This is a genomic window from Sphingobacterium sp. SGR-19 (assembly GCF_011043555.1).
Classification (GTDB): Bacteria; Bacteroidota; Bacteroidia; order Sphingobacteriales; family Sphingobacteriaceae; genus Sphingobacterium.
Genome location: NZ_JAAKGS010000005.1, coordinates 124,277 through 138,462, shown reverse-complemented (window position 1 = coordinate 138,462; position 14,186 = coordinate 124,277). Strand labels below are relative to the sequence as shown.

Genomic DNA, 14,186 nt, shown 5'->3' with positions numbered 1-14,186 from the left:
CGTTTAGTTATCCTGCCTCAAACCCGTCACAAAACTAAATTTGTTTTGCTTCTGGTTACGTAACGTTTCAATAATTAAGTTGATAGCCGGATATTTCTCTTCGGCATCAGCTTTGATCGCTACTTTCATCGGCCCCGGATCCACAAACCCTTTTTCGTCTTCGCGTGAGCGGTTGAACTCGATCGTGGCCCGACGCGCCTCCTGTACCCAAGAATACAGCTCGTTTGAGGCCGTCTCTGTACTATCTACAGGGATACCCGGCTGTATACTTTCCGTCCGTTGGTCATTTGGCAACGAAAGCAGCTGACGTAAATTCCTTACCGGAACGCCAAATTCGTCCAACTGTCTGAATTTTTCGTATTCCTCTGCAGAAAAATTAACACTGTATTTCTGCGATATATTCTTTAAGGTAAGTTCCCGCACGTTTGGGTTCTTGATACCGAAGAATATTTTACCGTTCGCCACCGAAATAATCCCCAAACCATCATCTGGTAACTTTTCGGGACTTGACGAAGCTGGCGTATCCACCACCAATACTTCGGGCTGGCGTGCTGTTGCCGTCAATACGAAGAATGTAAGGAGCAAGAACGATACGTCACACATCGCCGTCATGTCGATGGAGGTACTGGCTCTTTTTACTTTTGCTTTACCCATTTTTTCTTTACTTCCTTAGTTAAATCCTTATTCGTTTACATCTATGATGCATGCTTTTCACAAATTCCATAAAAGAATTTGAAAAAAACATCTTTTCTTATTTATGGTTTGCAGCGTACGTTTGCACGATGGAGAAACCAGCCTCATCGATAGAATAAGTCAACTTATCAATTCTTGCTGTTAAGATGTTATAGAACACGATAGCGAAAGTAGACGTCGCGATACCTGTTGCCGTGTTGATCAAGGCCTCGGAGATACCATTTGCCAACTGCGCTGAATCTGGAGCACCACCTGTTGCCAAGGCCGCGAAAGCTCTAATCATACCGGTTACCGTACCCAATAGACCAACCAACGTACCGATAGACACCAATGTTGCAAGAACGTTCATGTTTTTCTCTAACATTGGCATTTCTAACGCAGTTGTCTCTTCGATTTCTTTCTGGATAGCTAAGACAGATTTTTCTGAATCCATGCCAACGTTAGCTGAAACATCTTTATATTTCAACAAGCCAGCTTTTACCACGTTTGCTACAGAACCTTTTTGCTTATCGCACTCGGAGATAGCCGAATCAATGTTACCGCCGTTGATCAAAGACTGTATTTTTCTTACGAAGTTACCTACGTTACCCGTACCCGAAGCTCTACCGATAACGATAAAACGCTCTACAGCGAATACCCATACCATTAAAAATAGACCTAAAAGGACAGGTACTACCGCGCCTGCGTGGTAAACCATTCCGAAATAGTTACCAGGGAGGGGTTGATTTTCTGGATTGTTGTCGATAAAGTTTGAAGGATCTCCCATTACAAATTTATAGACGACGAAACCAATCACAAAACAAATGATGATTGCTAAACTCGCAAATAAATTACCTGAATTTCCGCTTTCTTGTTTTTTAGCAGGAGCAGTAGTTTTTGGTGCGTTTGCCATTTTACTAATTTTTAGATTTTACTGTTGTTTAATATTTAATTGTTTAATTCAATTTGTGCAATTCAAAAGCACTTATTCTGCCATAAAAGCAAAACAAATATACTATTTTGTGTTAAAAATAAAATTTTCTTGACATTAATTTATACATCTTTCAATGCGTCACATATTAGTAAACCATCAGCGGTTCCATGTCCTTCCTAATATGATATTTGCTATACGGATTAACGTTAATACCGCGCTAATATTTTACAATGAAAATCATTTTTTTTGGTTTATGCAAATTAAAGAATTATTAATAATAAAAAATAAGTAAGTATTCACTCACAAAAACATAGCCTACTTTCGGCAAAAACCTGCATCAAGTGATTGTCATAATTTCAAAGCCAACGATCAGCTTTCCGTCACATTCCGTTTAGTTTTTGCATTGTAAACATCTATCCTCCAACCGATTTCACTGGATACCCATCGTTTTTGAGCAAATCAAAGATCTTTTGTTTGACATCGCCTTGAATCAAAATTTCGCCGTCTTTTGCAGCTCCACCGACGCCACATTTTTGTTTTAACTTTTTTGCCAGTTCGTTCAAATCACTTTCGGTTCCTATGAATCCTTGCACAATTGTAACAACTTTTCCCTTGCGTGCCTTGCGATCCAATAGTACTTTTAGTTTTTGCTGCGAAACCGGTAATGTGTCTTCTTCTTCGTCCCTTTCAGCGTTTACAAATTCAAAATTATCCGCCGTGGAATAAACGATACCTTCAAAACGTTGTTTTTTCTTCTTCATATTACTAACAAATAACTTTCAATGATCTCGGTTTGATCGTAATCTCCAACGTCTTCCCCATTTCAACGGGTTCCCCATCTACGTGTACCGGCCCTTTTTCGTCCCGCAGAATGGTAATTTCCTTTCCGGGAATTATTTCCACGTACTCGGATTGGTCGGCACTTTTCGTGAACAAATGGAAAACCATTTTGGGAAATAGATAGAGCGGAAACTTTTTTACGATACATACGTCAAGCAGTCCGTCATTGATCGATGCTTGCGGTGCAATATAAGCATTGTTGCCATACTGTGGAGAATTTGCCACACTAACCATAAAGGCCTCTCTCTTATATTCCTTCCCGTCTATCTGCAATGTATAAGTGCTGGGTTGGAAATCGCTCAACACGTTGATCGCTGAACGTAAATAGCCAATTGGGCCTCTAATATTATCTGCAGCAAAGCGGTCGCTTACAGAAGCATCAAAACCCAATCCGGCAATATTAAAGAAATGCCGTCCGTTGACCACGCCTGTATCGACTTCGGACGTCTCAAATCGATTGATCCTTCTGATAGCCGCCGATTCGTTGAGCGGAATCCCTAGGTAAAGTGCCAAGCCATTTCCTGACCCTTCGGGGATGATACCCAATGGCATATCAGTTCCTAAAATCGCAGATCCCAGCTCGTTGATCGTGCCATCGCCTCCCACGGCTATTACCGCATCATATCCTTCCTCGATTGCCGACTTCCCTAGTTCAAAAGCGTGGTTGGCATGATCGGTAATCTTAAATGTCGGATCAAACTTCTCCAAGTCGAGCACTTCCAAGACTTGCTTGTTGAACGCCGTTTTCTTTTTCCCCCCGGAAATCGGGTTGATAACAAACAATATTCGCTTACGTTGACGCATATCTTCATCCGAAATAGGTTATAAAGATAACGTTATTTCTCTTCTTTTTTTTCCTCAAAAAAAGAAGCAAAAAAACTCGTCGCTGTTTTTTGTTGAATCCTTATTAGATAGTGCAAAAAAGGGAATTTCTGCATACTCAACAAAAAAGAGGCGACATCCGTGGTTAAGGAAGGATCGTGCAATTGCCTACCTAAAACCTCATCGTGTCAATATCCAGATGCGACATCAAAGGTTAATTGGGGTTTGTGCAATACCGCATATACTTGCTATATAAAAAAGTAGAGACACCGTGTTGGTGTCTCTACCCGTAATATGAAGAGGCGCCCTTATAGGCGAAGAGCGCGAAGCAGAAATCTACTCCTGTAAATCCGTATTTGGTTCGCTTCCCATCTGCAGTTTCAGCACACCGCCATTTACCACATCCGCGAATGGGATGGATACCGATTGCTGTGCGTTGCCGTTTTTGTTTACAGATTGTACATAGATATTCTCTGGTGAATTATTCGCTACTTCGATCACAAACGTATCGCCTTTATAATATTTTTTATTCAGCTTGACCTCGATACGATCAAATATAGGGCTACCAATCTGGAATTGTGGATCGACCTGTGTTAGGCCTTTCACATCAAATATGCCCATACCAGCCATCACATACCATGCACCTAATTGTCCTTGGTCCTCATCCTGGCCGTAACCATAGCCATGAAGCCCATCAACGCCATAAAATTCATCACAGATTGTACGCACCCATTTTTGGGTTAAATAAGGTTTCCCAGAAAAATTGAACAGCCAAGATACATGCAGGTTTGGCTGATTACCGTGATTATAAAGTGCGTGTACACCTGCGAAAGCATCCACTGTTTTACCTCCACCAAAAGTGTTTTTCTGCGAGCGCGTGAAAATACTGTCGAGGCGATCGTTAAACACATCTCTACCTACCTTGTCAATCAATTTCCCGGGTTGGTGAGGCACATAAAATGTGTATTGGATCGCGTTACCCTCCTGAAAACCTGCCCATGCGGCCATCGGATCAAAATTTGGCAAGAAATTTCCGTCTAGCGTGCGCGGACGAATAAGTTCGGTTTCCGTATCAAAGAGATTCTCCCAGTTCGATGCCATTTTAGAAAGACGCTGATAATCCGCTTCCTTTTTTAAGTTTTTCGCGAATTGCGCGACAGCATAACTACTAAACGCATACTCCATGGTGTGGGAGGCGCCGAATACCGACCCTTCATCCTGCTTCGTAATAAAATAATCGTCACTTGGAATATAGGGGCAATAACCGCGTTCCACAAATGCTGCGACATCCAGTTTACCTGCACCGGCCGGTCGGTTTTGACCATCTATCTCATTCTTTAGCGCGGCCTCATACCCCAATTGATAATCAAAATCACGGATTCCACAATTGTAAGCAGCAGCAATTGCCAGACTAGTGAAGTTTGTACCTACACCTGAGACATATTTGCTGTTAGCGATACCATCTCCCAGCCAGCCCGTCTCTTTATATACCAATAATTGGCTCTGCACCCAATCGGAGTAATATTCCGGATAGGCCAATGCCCACAGCTGGGTAAGGTTCCAATATCCTCCCCAGATGGCGTCCGTATTGTAGTAATTAAAGGCCGGCTGTTTATCTTCGTCTAGCTCAACGAACCCAACTGTACCATCATTTTTCGGATAAGCACCGTTCACATCGTTAGCAAGGCCACGTCCCAACAAAGCGTGATACAGCCCCGTGTAAAACTTAACCCTATCTTCTTTACGGCCGCCCTCGACTTTTACACGCCCGAGCATGTCATTCCACCGGAGCGAAGCATCATCTTTGACCGCGTCAAAGCTCCGATCGGTAGCTTCCATCTCATAATTCTGTTTTGCATTTTCGATCGAGGTATACGATTGGCCAATCTGTACGGTAATCTGTTCATCAGCTGCTGTCTCATATTGAACAGCCAAACAAGCGCCCACTCCCTTTATTTCCCTTGCCGAACCGACAGAATCTGCGCGCAGGAAGGTCTTGACGTCGTTGAAAGGTTTGCTCAATTTGGCATAAAAATACATATTCACGGTCGCATCCGGCTGATACTTTTTTACATATTCAGGCTTTGTCACAACATACCCTTCAATAGTAGTCTCGTCAACCGCTTTGATATAGGCGTCACTTACCGCACCGCTTTCGCCTAATTTATTTCCGATATCGAACAAGATATAAGACTCTTCAGACTGCGGAAATGTGTAACGCTGATAACCAACCCTGTCGGTCGCCGTAAGCTCCACTTTTGTTTCGTATTTATCTAGCAAAACACGGTAGAATCCAGCGGTAGCATACTCGTTCTCTTTTTTAAAGGGGGAGCGGTAGCCCTCGGCAGGATTTTCGAGCGTGCCCGGCGTAGTTTTTAACTCTCCGACAATCGGCATTAGCATAACGCCACCGATCTGAAATTCATGGAAACAAGCAAAACCTTCTATAGAACTATGGCTATCCTCATAGCCAACCGCTTCCCAACCATTGGCATTCCCATAGGAACCATTTGTGGACGGCCCTAGTTTGGCCATTCCAAATGGCACAGCGCCTGGCGTATAGAAAAACCACCTGCTGTGTATGGAGCCGATGTTGGGATTCACGTAGTTAGATAGTCTTTCCGTCACTTCTTTCTCCCCTCCGCAGGATGACACCACGAACGTGCAAACTATTAGTAGTATTGATAAATGCTTCTTCATATTATTTATATTGCTGACATTCTTTTTACTTGCCTTGTGCTCTAATCAATGCGATGCGAGCATACAATTCCGCCATACAGGATGTATCAAGCAACCATTTTGGCTTTTTCTGTTCGTCCTTTTGTCCCGTCCAATCGGCATACGGCAGTCCAATTTCGTCTCGAGCGTGCCTCCATGCCCAATCGGCCCGCTCGATCACCGCATCCACATATTTCGTGTTTTTGTCAATTTCATACAGTTCTTGATACCCCCTGAACAACACCAATGTAAACCAAGGAATATCTTTGACATAGGGAATATTATCCTTCGTATAGCCGAAATAGTATTTGTAAGATCCCTCTGCTAACGCCCGAGCGTCATCAAGATATCCTCTTTCGCCCGTAATTTTGTAAAGCCTAACGGCCGACTGGATCATGGTTCCCGTATTATACGTATACGCATGTTTCTGAACCTCAGCTTCTTTACGCCCTGTCGTTGCACCATCTGGAATAAGCAGTGCGTTCCAAATGATATCCAAGTTATCATCACGCAATGCTTCCATCATCCAATCATATGATTTTATGGCATATCGAAGATACTCCTTTTCACCGGCAGCTTGATAGATCTTTAACGCCAATACGGTCGCCTTGCCATTGCTGCAGGCAGGTTTCTGATCGCGTACGCCTTCAAGCCAGGAAACTCCCCCTCCAAAATCATCCGTCCATCCACTCTCGATGAAGGTCATCACGTCTTTCGCTTTCGTTAGATAAGACGCGTCTCTCGTCATCATATAGGCATCGATGTAATCAATCCCCACCAGCCCATTATCGTCATAATAGCGATCCACTGTTTGGAACTTCGATGGATACGCTTGATACCCATAAGGGGTTCGGGTCTTATCCAAATATTCCTCCACCGCTACCACCATCGAATCCAGATAAGGCTTATAGGTTTTCCGATCCAGTTCCATGAGTACGTTTACAGACGAAAAAACGCCGCTCATCGGCCAGAGATAAGATACCTCCTGCGCTTTATGTCCGCTCTCTTGAAAATATGTAAGATCCGGTTTGTAACTATTGGGATAATACTCAGCAAATAACCCATGTTCAGGCACGCGATATTTGTCCCACACCAGGTGAAACGTTTCCTTAGCCCGCTGGAGATAGGTGTCCTCCGGCTGAGCGTGTGCTAAAGGCGACAACAGATACAATGATAACAGTAATAACAACTCTTTTCTAATCCCCATCATTCTTTCGTTTCTCCCCGGTAAAGCGCTAAAGCGCCATATGACTCCACCACAGCACCTTGCATAAGCAAGGAGTAATACCTACCTGGATTTGCACCTGTCCAATCTTCATAGAAAAACCCAACATCCGTGCGCGCCTTTGTATAACCGTTGTTTATAAAATTATAATACGTATTAATGTATGTATCGGCGCGTTCGTCATATTCCGCCAAATCAATATATGCCCGCAACAACTTTGTGTTAAACCACGGATCAGTATCGGTATAGGATAAGATGCCATTACGCGTTTTTACAAAATAATCGTATGCCCCCTGCGCTGTCGTTTTTGCTTCTTCCAGATACTGATTATTTCCCGTAATCTCCGCTAAACGAATGCCATTCTGTACCATTACCCCCGCATTATACGTCCACAACCGGGTATTGATTGTACCATTCGCATTCACATCATTCCAGTAACATTTTGTAGCCGGATCGTAAAGATTGGCTCGTAACCAACTGTACAGCTCTGTTGCCAGCGCTAGCACATGAGGCTTTTCTGCTTCCGGACACACCTCATAATACATAAGTAAAAAGAGCGTAGCATAACCGTTAGAACAAGTAGGCTTATTCGCTTCCGCAGACGACGGATTGTACCGAAAATCTTCGTTCCACCACAATGCTCCGCCCAAGCGGTCATCAATACCACTTTCCAGAAAAGGCACAATCCGGGCAGCTCGTTCAATGTAAGTTTGATCTTGCGTAATGTGGTATGCCTCGAGCAGATTTACGCCGATAATGGAATTATCGTCATAAAAACGCGTCCCTCCACCAATGCTGCCATTTGTGGAAGATCCATACCCACCGATATTGCTTCCATGCGCAGTCTGCCTATAGTACTTCTCAAACCCATCTACTATTCCATTATAGCCCACCTCGTACCCCAACTGATGAAGTTGGGAAGCACCGCTTACAACCGCATCATAAGGCCAGAGATAAGAGTACGTCGCATCGCCCGACTGTGCAGGATAATGTTCCTTATACAAACTTCCAGCTTTATAATACTGGTTAATAAGATCGAATATCTCCTTAGCCCGCACAGCGGAATTCACCGTCTCAATCGGCGACGGATCCTTGATATCCGGTTTAACATAGGGTTCCGACCCATCGTCACAACCGACGATGGTGAACCCCAGAAATAAAATATATAATATCTTCTTCATCTGTTTATAAATTACTGATATTCGAAAACTCATGTACCATCAGGTTTTCCTTATTCGTATGGATGGTAATTGTTGCCCTTTTGGAATTCAGGTCCCCCTTCATCTTCCAAAGATGGTCCCATTGACTCCAGGTAAACTCGCCGAGTTCATAGAAAGATAAGGGTTCGCCGCCCGTCGGCCGCTCAGAGCTAACACCGTCCATTCTTCCCCAACATTTGTCCGCACCACCCACAGTAGCGATAAAATAATAACGTTCTTCAATCCAACTCAACCAACTAGGCGGATTTGTCTCCGGCTTGCTTGGGTCAATAAACCGGATCGGACGGTTCGCCGCAACAAACCTACCGTCGCCTACATAATCCAGCTGACCGATGACATCGTAGGTTGCCCCCCAGATACATCGCACGTTCGATATGATCTCCGTTTTGACGGTCAGTGTATTAAAATCCACTGTGATACGATAGGGATTCGTATTTGCTGCCACCTGGATTGTCCCCACACCCTCTTTAAGCTTGCCATCCTCCAGATAATATCCAAACTCTTCCTCCCCCACTTTCCCTTTTAATTCCAACTCGCCATTGCCCGATACTTTAGAATAAAGGATATAGATTCCGTCTGCCGCTTTGCGGAACAACGAACCTTCAGCCCCATTACTTTCGTTACCTTCGCCATATAAATATAAGTTATTAGGCATATTATCTATACCCTCACCACGCGTTACTTCGATGTCTTTTCTTCCATCCGTCGCCTTCACATCGCCGCCCTTCGAGGTCAATACCGACCAAGAAATTTCTCCCGTCTCTCCGGGTGCGATGCCGACCTTGCGTGCAATCGTATTGAGTGTGGCGTGTGTGATTGTCAGCCTCGGGTTCGCACCGAAATCGCTTTTTATCCGTTCCACAGGATTGGATAAGTCCGCGCCCTTCTTTGCAAAGATCACTTCATATAATACATACGAACCATCATCGGCGCCCCCACCATTCCAAGAAAAGACAATATTATCGGTTGATGTCACATCGAGCACCACCTTTGCAGGCGAGGCTAATTCAGTGGGCACCATAAAATCGGTGGAAAGCTGGTATTCTTTTCCGCAACTGCCCAACAAGAGCAGAAAAGCAGCTATAATCGATAAAAATAGATTTTTCATAATATTCGTTCTATAAGGTTACCATTCGGGGTTTTGTGTCAGGTTGCTGTTTAAATCCCGCTCATTCTGCGGAATAGGCCACAAATAGTGTTTTCCGGCATCAAACCGCCGGTTCTCCACCCGCACATACCCATTATCTGTACCCGCAGCATCGCCGGTATATAAGCCGTGACTCCATCCATTGAGTACTTGTTCGGCAATTCGCCAGCGGATGATATCTTTATGGCGTAATCCTTCCAGCGCCAACTCGCTACGCCGCTCACGTCGCACGATCTCTTTCAAGTCGCCTCCAGTGGGAAATTCCAGCGCCCTCGGTTCCGTAAATCCAGCCCGAACACGCAGCGGCCGTATCGTCCGGTTCCATTCAGTGGACGTCAACTGACCCTGCTCAGCCAGCGCCTCAGCATGCATTAACAAGATATCAGCATACCGCATTAAGATAATATTGAGGCCTGACAAAAGATTGGAACGGTACGTATTATCCCAATATTTTTTGATGTAATAACCCGTAGCCGACGCATCTGAAGAGAAACCAAATCCATCGGGAGCCGCCCCTCTTCTGCTGTCGATAGCATGTTCCGAGCCGTCCACCAAAGTATACGAGTTGCCCGTATAGATGACCGTAGCAGCCAATCTTGGATCCCGATTAGCAAAAGGATCCGCTGGATCGAAGCTAGACGATGGAGCCTCTGTTATCGGATATCCATCCAGCGTGATATAACTATCAACCAACTCCTGCAAAGGAGAAAGTTGCGAATACCCCCCCAGCGATGGCGGAAGAAAATGATACTGCACCGAATGTTCGCGATCTACCGGTTTATACTGCACGTCCAACAACACCTCAGCGTTATTTTCATGCGCAGTCGTGAACAGGCCTTCGTAATCACCATGCAACGAAAACCCACCTTCATTTATAATTCGGTTTGTGATAGGTATCACCTCGTTATACCGTCCTGCACCTTCAAACAAAAGCATACGCGCTTTAAGCCCCATGGCCGCCCAACGCGTTATCCGCCCCGTGTTTTCCGCGTCGTACGAAGTCGGAAGGTAATCATTGTCAATCACCTCAGATAGCTGCGTTAGCAAGCTATTGACAATTTCAGATTTCGCCGTACGGCCGATGGTTTTCGATTCTTCAATGGAGATAACCGTTGTAAAAAAGGGAACATCACCAAACTTCGAGTAAAGCTCAAAGTAATGGTACGCCCGAATAAAAATAGCCTCTCCCCGATAACGGTTGCGCAGCTCGTCGCTTAATCCGGGAACACGGTCTAGATTATCAAGAAGCTGGTTACATTGATGGATACCGCTGTACCGATAGTCCCACACAGACCGTACGTAATTGTCCGCTGTAGAATACGAGCCATTACCAATGGCCTGGTTATGGCTGCTATTCACCTTCGTATAAGCGTTGTCGGTCATGGCGTCGGCATACAGCACTTCATCCGCATTGTTCATCCCCTGATAACACTTATTGATCATGTACATCGCCGACTCCGGTTTATTCCAATATTCAGTATCGGTCTCTCTATCATGTGGTGTGAGGTCAAGATCGTGGCATGCGCCCAAAAACAGGCATGTGATCGCGATTGCTAGGCAAGATCGTTTTATGTACTTGTTCATAATTTTTACGTTTAAAAGTTAAGGTTCAACCCGACGGAAAAGGTACGGTTTACTGGGTAAATACGACCACCCCCGTCAGCAGTCTCCGGATCCCATCCACCTTTCATGTCAGAGAAGGTCAACGCATTCTGTATGCTGGTGTAAATACGGAGACGGCTCAACGAGACCCTATCCGTCCAGTGCTTCGGAAATGTGTAACCCAATTGCACGTTTTTGAGTCGTAGGTAAGCCGCATTCTCTATCCAAAAACTTGACTTCGCGGCGTTGTTTGCGGATTCTGCGCCCACAGTCAGTCGCGGATATGTAGCGTCTGGGTTAGTCGGCGTCCAGCGATCGATATGAAAATCAAATACGGGGCCTTCATTATTGTTGTGGAACGCTTCGACGGACTCTCCTCGTAACCACACCTGTCGTTGTCCGACCCCTTGCCAGAACATCGAGAAATCAAGACCTTTCCAACCTACAGCGTAGTTAAATCCATATAAAAAGCGAGGGAATCTATTGCCTAATACAAAACGATCGTCATCTTCCCTCACGATACCATCACCATTTTTATCCAGATACCGCAGATCACCCGGCTTCGGCGTGATTCCGTCCAAATGAGGCCCTTGAGCTACTTCCTCCGTTGTTTGAAAATATCCATCCCATCGGTACGCATAGTACGAGTTTATAGGATACCCCTCCCGCACAATGGTGTTTACATCAAAACCACTGATCCATTCCGTGCCTTTCGTATCCATTACTTTATTTTTGCTATCCGATAAATTTCCCGATACCGTGTGGTTCACCGCGCCCGTATTAAATTGGTAACGCGCAGCAATCTCCCATCCCTTATTCCGTACCCTCCCCGCGTTCTGTATTGGTGTACCGCCGCCAAACAAGCCCGGTACCGGAATCGCGATCAGGATGTCGTACGTATCGTTGACATAATACTCGCCCGACAACGTCAATGCATTATCTAGAAATCCAAGATCAGCTCCGATATTGAACATCTGTGTTGTTTCCCACCTTAAATCCGGATTCACGGCGTCGAACGAGGCAACTGGATACATCGTGTTACCAAAATTATAGCCTTGGGAAATATTCACATTAGCTTGATACTGGTAGTCTGCAATGCGGTTGTTTCCGACCAATCCCCAAGAAGATCTGATTTTAGCAGAAGGCATGATGTTCTTCAACCCTTCAGCATAAAAACCTTCTTCCGATATATGCCATCCGGCAGACATCGAAGGAAACCAAGCCGACCGATTGCCTTTCCTAAACTTGGAAGAGATGTCGTCCCGCAGGTTAAACTCAAAGAGATACTTATCCGAAAAATTGTAGTTCATACGCAGAAATGCCGAATAAATAGACCATTCATGCTGCCACTCCTGATTACCGGTATTCACGGTTTGCAAGCCGCCCATGATATCATAATTCGACTCCTCCGTGATCCGGAACGTTTCGAAACGATTGTCTGTCGATCCTTCATATGAATACCCGGCTATGGCGTTCACCGTATGGCTTCCCCAGGTTTTATCGTACGAAAGAATCAGGTTGGTCGTTATATTTTGTATACGCTGCGAGCCATTGGTCGATCGGTTCTCCAAATCTCCCGAGCCCGGTATCGCCTTGCGGTTTTCTTTCATCCGGTTGTAATACAATTGGGTACCGACCATTCCGCGCAGCTTCAACCCGTCCCATAATTTATATTCGGCATTCAGAATGCCCGATAAATCATCGTTCGCACTTTTGCGCAACCCTCCTTGTTCCAGACGAGCTAGGGAGTTGGAATTGCTACCGCTGGGGTAGTTATATCCGCCCTCCGCGTTGCGGATCGGATATATCGATGGCATCCGGGTTGCCTGCTCGATGAGCCAATCTGTCCAATACGCATGATCTTTCAGTGTATTACGAGCATATGCCGCTCGCAGGCCTACCTTAAAGCGGTCAGAAACTTCTGTTTCAATGTTTGTACGAAAATTAAACCGTTCCAGCCCGTAGTCTGGTCCTTTAAACATGCTCTCTTGATCCAGGTACGCCGCCGAAATCAAATACGTCGTCTTATCACCGCCCCCCGAAAGCGATAAATTATGGGATTGCTGTGGTGCCCTGGTACGGTATATTTCCTTCATCCAATTCGTGTTCGGACCATTTGCTCGGAAATCCGCTATTTGTTCAGCTGTGAACTGCGTCGGACGGCCCGAATTGATCAGCGCTTCATTTCGAAGCTCCGCATATACCCATGAATCGACAATCTGCGGCATAAACGTGGGCGTCTGCTCCGCAAAAATATAATCGTACGATACACGTGAAACGCCTTTGCTTCCCTTCTTGGTAGTAATAAGAATTACGCCGTTGGAAGCACGGGAACCGTAAATGGCAGCCGAAGCTGCATCCTTCAGTATCGAAATATTTTCGATATCCGCCATATTTACATTTTGGATATCACCCAATATACCATCTATAATGACCATGGGATCGTTGTTATTCAACGTATTTATACCGCGAATATTGATAGCGGGACGACTCCCCGGCTGCGAATTACTCTGTTGAATGGTCAAACCCGGTGTGGTACCCTGCAAAGCCTCTACCACATTCACAACAGGTCTGCTTTCCAGCTCTTTCATATTAACCGAAGAAATTGCGCCAGTGACGTTACCTTTCCGTTGGGTACCGTAGCCGACGACGACGACTTCATCCAGTTGCTCGTTTGTTTCCATTAGTACTACGCGCATGCTCGATTTCCCATCCACCGGCACCTCTTGGGTAACATAACCAACGTAGGATATCTGCAGGATTGCATCCGTGGTAGACAGATTCAACATGAACCGGCCTTCAGCATCCGTTCGCCCCGAATTCGTTCCCCCCACTTCTTTTATAGATGCGCCGGAAATAGCCACGCCAGACGTATTGACAACGAGGCCCGCTACCGCGTGTTGATTCTCCTGCGCCGCTACTGAAAATGCCTGAGTACCCAATACAACGAGTACCAGGCACCGCAGCAGGATTTTGATTTTTTTAGTTAACTGCTCTTTCATATGA

10 protein-coding genes are annotated in these 14,186 nt (G+C 45.3%); all 10 read right to left on the bottom strand.

What is annotated here, in order from left to right; all coding sequences use genetic code 11:
- Window positions 1-3 precede the first annotated feature (3 nt).
- Entirely contained in the window at window positions 4-654 is a 651-nt protein-coding gene (locus tag G5B43_RS11320) for an ExbD/TolR family protein (protein ID WP_165294863.1), read from the bottom strand.
- Window positions 655-751: 97 nt separating this feature from the next.
- Window positions 752-1,585, bottom strand: coding sequence for a MotA/TolQ/ExbB proton channel family protein (locus G5B43_RS11315; protein ID WP_165294862.1), 834 nt, complete (start codon window positions 1,583-1,585; stop codon window positions 752-754).
- A 434-nt stretch (window positions 1,586-2,019) separates the two neighbouring features.
- Window positions 2,020-2,367 carry a translation initiation factor gene (locus tag G5B43_RS11310; RefSeq protein WP_165294861.1) on the bottom strand — a complete coding sequence of 116 codons (348 nt, stop codon included), beginning with the start codon at window positions 2,365-2,367 and terminating at the stop codon, window positions 2,020-2,022.
- Window positions 2,368-2,371: 4 nt separating this feature from the next.
- Window positions 2,372-3,250, bottom strand: a complete 879-nt coding sequence (locus tag G5B43_RS11305; protein WP_165294860.1) for a diacylglycerol/lipid kinase family protein — start codon at window positions 3,248-3,250, stop codon at window positions 2,372-2,374.
- A gap of 354 nt (window positions 3,251-3,604) precedes the next feature.
- Window positions 3,605-5,968: a GH92 family glycosyl hydrolase gene (locus tag G5B43_RS11300; protein WP_165294859.1), complete on the bottom strand. Its 2,364-nt coding sequence runs from the start codon at window positions 5,966-5,968 to the stop codon at window positions 3,605-3,607.
- Between the two features lie 25 nt (window positions 5,969-5,993).
- Window positions 5,994-7,196: a glycoside hydrolase family 76 protein gene (locus tag G5B43_RS11295; RefSeq protein WP_165294858.1), complete on the bottom strand. Its 1,203-nt coding sequence runs from the start codon at window positions 7,194-7,196 to the stop codon at window positions 5,994-5,996.
- The gene (locus tag G5B43_RS11290) at window positions 7,193-8,392 is read right to left on the bottom strand and encodes a glycoside hydrolase family 76 protein (protein ID WP_165294857.1); all 1,200 of its coding nucleotides are present in this window, start codon (window positions 8,390-8,392) and stop codon (window positions 7,193-7,195) included. Before G5B43_RS11290 ends, G5B43_RS11295 begins: the two co-directional genes overlap by 4 nt.
- Before the next feature lie 4 nt (window positions 8,393-8,396).
- A complete protein-coding gene (locus G5B43_RS11285) occupies window positions 8,397-9,539 on the bottom strand; it encodes a SusE domain-containing protein (protein WP_165294856.1) in 1,143 nt (380 codons plus the stop codon).
- Window positions 9,540-9,557: 18 nt separating this feature from the next.
- Window positions 9,558-11,162, bottom strand: a complete 1,605-nt coding sequence (locus G5B43_RS11280; RefSeq protein WP_165294855.1) for a RagB/SusD family nutrient uptake outer membrane protein — start codon at window positions 11,160-11,162, stop codon at window positions 9,558-9,560.
- Window positions 11,163-11,173: 11 nt separating this feature from the next.
- Entirely contained in the window at window positions 11,174-14,182 is a 3,009-nt protein-coding gene (locus tag G5B43_RS11275) for a SusC/RagA family TonB-linked outer membrane protein (protein WP_165294854.1), read from the bottom strand.
- Window positions 14,183-14,186 lie beyond the last annotated feature (4 nt).

Bases quoted from the DNA above. Each gene is read 5' to 3' on its own strand.
- G5B43_RS11320 (WP_165294863.1), bottom strand. From the start codon at position 654: ATGGGTAAAGCAAAAGTAAAAAGAGCCAGTACCTCCATCGACATGACG.
- G5B43_RS11315 (WP_165294862.1), bottom strand. From the start codon at position 1,585: ATGGCAAACGCACCAAAAACTACTGCTCCTGCTAAAAAACAAGAAAGC.
- G5B43_RS11310 (WP_165294861.1), bottom strand. From the start codon at position 2,367: ATGAAGAAGAAAAAACAACGTTTTGAAGGTATCGTTTATTCCACGGCG.
- G5B43_RS11305 (WP_165294860.1), bottom strand. From the start codon at position 3,250: ATGCGTCAACGTAAGCGAATATTGTTTGTTATCAACCCGATTTCCGGG.
- G5B43_RS11300 (WP_165294859.1), bottom strand. From the start codon at position 5,968: ATGAAGAAGCATTTATCAATACTACTAATAGTTTGCACGTTCGTGGTG.
- G5B43_RS11295 (WP_165294858.1), bottom strand. From the start codon at position 7,196: ATGATGGGGATTAGAAAAGAGTTGTTATTACTGTTATCATTGTATCTG.
- G5B43_RS11290 (WP_165294857.1), bottom strand. From the start codon at position 8,392: ATGAAGAAGATATTATATATTTTATTTCTGGGGTTCACCATCGTCGGT.
- G5B43_RS11285 (WP_165294856.1), bottom strand. From the start codon at position 9,539: ATGAAAAATCTATTTTTATCGATTATAGCTGCTTTTCTGCTCTTGTTG.
- G5B43_RS11280 (WP_165294855.1), bottom strand. From the start codon at position 11,162: ATGAACAAGTACATAAAACGATCTTGCCTAGCAATCGCGATCACATGC.
- G5B43_RS11275 (WP_165294854.1), bottom strand. From the start codon at position 14,182: ATGAAAGAGCAGTTAACTAAAAAAATCAAAATCCTGCTGCGGTGCCTG.